Source organism: Subdoligranulum sp. APC924/74, from assembly GCF_003324125.1.
Classification (GTDB): domain Bacteria; phylum Bacillota; class Clostridia; order Oscillospirales; family Ruminococcaceae; genus Gemmiger; species Gemmiger qucibialis.
Window position 1 is genome coordinate 1 of sequence record NZ_PSQF01000140.1, and the last position, 5263, is coordinate 5263.

4 protein-coding genes and 1 pseudogene are annotated in these 5263 nt (G+C 57.0%); 4 read left to right on the top strand and 1 reads right to left on the bottom strand.

What is annotated here, in order from left to right; all coding sequences use genetic code 11:
- The first annotated feature begins 114 nt into the window (after nucleotides 1–114).
- From C4885_RS15305 to ispG, 4 genes are all read left to right on the top strand, one after another.
- On the top strand, nucleotides 115–978 hold the full coding sequence (locus C4885_RS15305; protein ID WP_114001166.1) for a phosphatidate cytidylyltransferase: 864 nt from the start codon (nucleotides 115–117) through the stop codon (nucleotides 976–978).
- Nucleotides 979–1084: 106 nt separating this feature from the next.
- On the top strand, nucleotides 1085–2236 hold the full coding sequence (dxr, locus tag C4885_RS15310; RefSeq protein WP_114001167.1) for a 1-deoxy-D-xylulose-5-phosphate reductoisomerase: 1152 nt from the start codon (nucleotides 1085–1087) through the stop codon (nucleotides 2234–2236).
- Nucleotides 2237–2296: 60 nt separating this feature from the next.
- Nucleotides 2297–3439 carry an RIP metalloprotease gene (locus C4885_RS15315; protein WP_114001168.1) on the top strand — a complete coding sequence of 381 codons (1143 nt, stop codon included), beginning with the start codon at nucleotides 2297–2299 and terminating at the stop codon, nucleotides 3437–3439.
- A 79-nt stretch (nucleotides 3440–3518) separates the two neighbouring features.
- On the top strand, nucleotides 3519–4568 hold the full coding sequence (ispG, locus tag C4885_RS15320) for a flavodoxin-dependent (E)-4-hydroxy-3-methylbut-2-enyl-diphosphate synthase (protein WP_114001169.1): 1050 nt from the start codon (nucleotides 3519–3521) through the stop codon (nucleotides 4566–4568).
- A gap of 131 nt (nucleotides 4569–4699) precedes the next feature.
- On the opposite strand, the pseudogene C4885_RS17350 reads toward ispG, so the two are convergent.
- Nucleotides 4700–4807, bottom strand: a pseudogene (locus tag C4885_RS17350) (hypothetical protein); the annotation flags it as partial.
- Nucleotides 4808–5263: the final 456 nt, after the last annotated feature.

Genomic DNA, 5263 nt, shown 5'->3' on the forward strand with positions numbered 1-5263 from the left:
TTATCTGCGCTTTTGGCTTAGCATCTGCCGCACCTCGCTCGCCGTATCGGCACTTAGAATTATGCGGTATTGCCTTAACACACCGCAGCTGCTGTTGAAAGGAAACCATCTTTTATGAAAACTCGCATCATTACCGCCGTAGTCGGGCTGGCTGTTCTTGCCGTGGTTCTGGCTTTCTTTGACACGATCCTGTTTGACCTGGTGCTGGCGGCTATCTGCCTGCTTGCCATTCATGAAGTGTTTACCGCAATGGGCTTTGGCAAAAAGCAGTGGTACCTGTATGCGGCAGCGGTGCCGTTTACCATGCTGCTCATGCTCAGCTCCAGCGGCGCGGCGCGCGCAGCGCTGCTGGCTGTGGGCTTTTTGACGGTGCTGTTTTATAATGTGGTGCTCATCACCCATGATAAAACGCTGGATTTTGGCAAGCTGAGCGGCTTTATCTACTTCAGCGGTGTGATTCTGTTCTGCTTTTACTCTCTCATCCACCTCAAGCGCTGCCTGCCGATGGATATGTACGGCTATGATGCCATCTACTTCATCCTGCTGATCCTGTGCTTTGCCTGGGGCGGCGATACCTGTGCCTACTTTGCGGGCCGCGCGTTCGGCAAGCACAAGCTGGCTCCGGTGGTAAGCCCCAACAAAACGGTGGAAGGCGCCATCGGCGGTGTGATCGGCAGCGTGGTCATCGGGCTGCTGGCAACCATTATTTACAGCGCGCTTTCCGGCCGGTTCGCCAGCCTGACGGTGGCTGTCACCGCGCGGCACTATATCATCATTGCCGCCATGGGCGCCGTGGCGTCGGTGCTGGGCATTTTGGGCGATCTCTTCGCCTCTGCCGTCAAGCGTCAGGTGGGTATCAAAGATTACGGCACCATTTTCCCCGGCCACGGCGGTATTTTGGACCGGTTTGACAGCGTGATGTTTATCGCGCCGCTGGTGTCCATCGTGGTGCGTTACTTCTTTTATGTGTTCCAGTAAAGCGTAAACAGGGGGGCCGCCGTATCAACAGGCCGGGTCCCGAAACCCAGAACAACAACCGGCACTGCACTTTTGGGGCAGTGCCTTTCCATAAGGGGATGTCAACATGCCAAAAACCATTACTCTGCTTGGCTCTACCGGTTCCATCGGTACCCAGAGCCTTGATGTTGCCCGGATGCACGGCTACCGCATCTTTGGCCTTGCAGCGAACTCCCGCGTGGAGATCCTGCAAAAGCAGATCGAAGAGTTCCACCCGGAATATGTGGCCGTGGTGGACCCTGCCGCCTGTGAGAAACTGGATGCTGCCCTTGCCGGTACCGCCAATGCACCCAAACTGCTGAAAGGCCCGGAGGGGTTGCGCACCCTGGCTGCCATGGATGGCCCCGATGTTGTATTGAACGCGGTAGTCGGTATTGCCGGTTTGCCGGCCTCTCTGGCTGCAATCGAAAGCGGACATGATCTGGCCCTCGCCAACAAGGAAAGCCTTGTGACCGGCGGCCACCTGGTAACGGACGCGGTAAAGAAATACGGCGTCAAGCTGCTGCCGGTGGACAGCGAGCATTCCGCCATCTTCCAGTGCCTGCAGGACCAGCATTCTGCCAAACGGCTGGAAAAGATTCTGCTCACCGCATCCGGCGGACCTTTCTTTGGTATGACGACCGAGCAGCTGCGCGGCAAAACCAAGTCTGATGCCCTCAAGCACCCCAACTGGAATATGGGCGCTAAGATCACGATCGATTCCGCCACCCTGATGAACAAAGGTCTGGAGCTGATTGAGGCTGTCTGGCTGTTTGGCTTGCCGGAGGATAAGATTCAGATTGTTGTCCAGCGCGAAAGCATTGTGCACTCTGCTGTGCAGTTTGCCGACCATTCTGTTATCGCTCAGCTGGGCGTGCCGGATATGCGCATTCCCATCCAGTATGCCCTGACCTGGCCGGACCGTCTGCCCAGCCCGGTGCCGGAGCTGGATTTTGCTGCCCTCAAGCATCTGAGCTTTGATGTGGCGGATGATGAAACGTTCCGCTGCCTGGCAGCCGCCAAAAAGGCGATCCGCAAGGGCGGCCTTGGCCCCTGCGCCGCAAACGGTGCCAACGAGGAAGCTGTGCGCCTGTTCCTGCAGGATAAGATCGGCTTTTTGGATATTGGCCGCCTGGTGGAAGGCATGGTGGACAGCGACAGCTTTGGCGGAGATTATACCCTGCAGGATGTGTATGACTGCGACCGCATGGCGCGCGATTATGTAAAAGCCCATGTGTAACCCTTCTGTGCCGGGCATTTGGCGGCCCGGCTGTCAAAGTTCCCTGTAAGCGAGGTGCTTATGAATTTTCTGCTGACCGCGATTGTGGCAGTTTTGGTATTTGGCACGGTGGTGCTGGTGCATGAGGCCGGGCATTTTTTTGCCGCCCGGCACTGCGGCATCCATGTGGAGGAATTTTCCATCGGGTTCGGCCCGGCGCTGTGGAGTACCGTCAGGGGCGGCACCCGTTATTCCGTGCGTCTGCTGCCGCTGGGCGGTTACAATAACCTTGCCGGTGAAACCCCGGAAGAATCTGAGGACCCGGACGAGCAGGAGCGGGCAGAACCTGCGAAAAAGCAGGATGCTGCCGCTGCTTCTGTGCATACCTATGATCCGCATGCTCCCTTGTTCCCCCTGACGGTGGATGGCAAAAGCTTTGTGGAAGCAAGCCCCTGGCAGCGCTTTTTTGTGATTGCCGCCGGTGCCCTGATGAATTTTGTGCTGGGCTTTATCCTGTTGCTGGTACTTGTGGCCAGCGGCAGCGCTGTGACCAGCAAGATCATTTATGACTTCCAGGGTGAAAACCCAAAAAGCCAGGCATCTGGCCTGCAGGTGAACGATGAGATCATGGCGGTCAACAGGCATTTCTGCTTTACGGCTGAAGATGTCATGTACGAACTGCAGCGTACCGAAAATGATACCGCAACCATCACGGTTCTGCGGGACGGCAAGCTGGTCACACTGCCCCAGGTGCAGTTTGATTCCACTACCAATGCGGACGGCACAACCTCCATGGTACTGGATTTCCGGGTGTATGGTATTGAAAAAACGCCGCGCAGCGTGGTGCATGGGGCGGCACGGTATTTCTGCTATTATGCGCGGGTCATCCTGCGCGGATTTCTGGACCTTTTCACCGGGCGTGTGGGCGTCAATGGGCTTTCCGGTCCGGTCGGTATAGTCAATGCGGTCAACGAAGCCGTCAAATATGGCTGGCGGGATGTGCTCAGCCTGGCCGCTGTCATCACGGTAAATCTTGGCGTGTTTAACCTGCTGCCCATCCCCGGGCTGGACGGCTGCAAGCTGCTGTTCCTTGCCGCAGAAGGCATTACCCGGCGGGAACTGCCGCTGCGCTTCCAGACAGCCATCAACGCGGCAGGCATGATCCTGCTTTTAATGCTGGTGGTGCTGACCACGATGCAGGATGTGGCAAAATATATTCTTTGATTTGAAACGAAAGCCGCAGCAACCCAGATAAAAGGGGAACAGTAGGCTTTGCGAAGTAACATACAGGAGGCGTTTTTCCATGCGTCAGCTAAAACGGACGGTCAAAATCGGCAACATTACCATTGGCGGCACCAACCCCATTGCAGTGCAGACCATGCTCAATGTGCCCGTTAAGGATATTGCGGGCAACGTGGAGCAGGCAAAACGCGTGGCAAAAGCGGGCTGCCAGATCGTGCGCGTCACGGTGCCCACCCCGGCAGATGCCGCGGTGGTATCGGCCATTAAGGAGGCGGTGGATATCCCCGTTGTGGCCGATATCCACTTTGACTATCGCGCCGCCCTTGCCGCCATCGATGCCGGTGCCGATAAGATTCGCATCAACCCCGGCAACATCGGTGATGATGACCGTGTAAAAGCGGTCGCGGATGCCTGCAACGCCAAAAACATCCCCATCCGCATTGGCGTGAACGGCGGCAGCCTGGAAAAGCATATCCTGGCCCGTTACGGTGCCCCTGTGCCGGAAGCCATGGTGGAAAGTGCCATGTACCATGTGCGCCTGCTGGAAAAGCATGACTTTAATAATATCGTCATCTCCATAAAATCCTCCAACGTGCCGCGCATGATGGCCGCTTACCGGCTGCTGGCCTCCCAGACAGATTACCCCCTGCATGTGGGTGTGACCGAAGCCGGCGGCAACCGCATGGGCTTGATCAAATCCGGCATGGGGATTGGCGGCCTGTTGCTGGAAGGCATCGGCGATACGCTGCGCGTCTCCCTGACCGGCGACCCGGAGGATGAAGTGTACGCCGGTTACGATATCCTGCGTGCGGTTGGCTACGCCGTGGCCGGGCCGGAGATCATCAGCTGCCCCACCTGCGGCCGCACCCAGTACCCCATGATCGAAATTGCCAACGAGGTGGAGCGCCGCCTGAAAGAAGAGGGCTTCAAAAAGCCGGTAAAAATCGCCATTATGGGCTGTATTGTCAATGGCCCCGGCGAAGCCAGCGATGCGGACATCGGCATTGCAGGCGGCAAGGACTGTGCTGTGCTGTTTGAGCATGGCGAGAAGATCCGCACCCTGAAAGGCGATATCGTCAGCCAATTCGTTGAGGAAATCCATAAACTGTAATGGTACGGAACACCCCAAAAAACGCAGAATCGACCGCTAAAGCCAAGCTCCCGCCGTTTGTGCGGGGGCTGCTTTGCATTGGCACAGTGCTGCTGGTGTGCTTTGTGGTCAGTATTGTGCTGGAAGTCTGGTACTGCAAAAGTGCTCCCAACGCCGCAATCAAGCTGGCCGCCTGCCTGGTGCTGGATGCCTTTGCCTTTTTGCTGCCCGGCGTGGTGGCCACCATCACCGCGATGCATGTCATCCGCAAAGATAAAAACAAGTTCCGAAAACAAGTCCGAAAACCGATGCCAAAGCGATGAAAATGTTGCGTGAAAGCGGCACGGCACCGCATGGGAAAACTGCGCTGTTTACCCCATAGTGACCATAGGGGCGCACGTTGTGCGCCCGTCACCTTGCGGAGCCTGCTGTGGAGGAATCTGCGGCAAAGCCCACCATTGCGGGAAGATGCAGGCATCGTCCCCTACAAATCATGTGCAACGTTCGCAGCACACGGCAAGCCAGAATTCCTCTGCGGTGGCGTTCACCCCTATCCTCTACAAGGGAAAATACGCTTTTCAACACGCTGAGAAAAAGTCTGATTTATGGCAACACCGCACAATTCCCGCCTAGCGGCTTAAGCACCGCTCCGGCGGCTGCGGCACGGCATCTGCGTTGCCAAAATGCTCGATAATGTCGGGTTGCGGTACCCGCAT

What these genes read in the sequence shown, in the direction of transcription:
- C4885_RS15305 (WP_114001166.1), top strand. Translation starts at nt 115, where the DNA reads ATGAAAACTCGCATCATTACCGCCGTAGTCGGGCTGGCTGTTCTTGCC.
- dxr (WP_114001167.1), top strand. Translation starts at nt 1,085, where the DNA reads ATGCCAAAAACCATTACTCTGCTTGGCTCTACCGGTTCCATCGGTACC.
- C4885_RS15315 (WP_114001168.1), top strand. Translation starts at nt 2,297, where the DNA reads ATGAATTTTCTGCTGACCGCGATTGTGGCAGTTTTGGTATTTGGCACG.
- ispG (WP_114001169.1), top strand. Translation starts at nt 3,519, where the DNA reads ATGCGTCAGCTAAAACGGACGGTCAAAATCGGCAACATTACCATTGGC.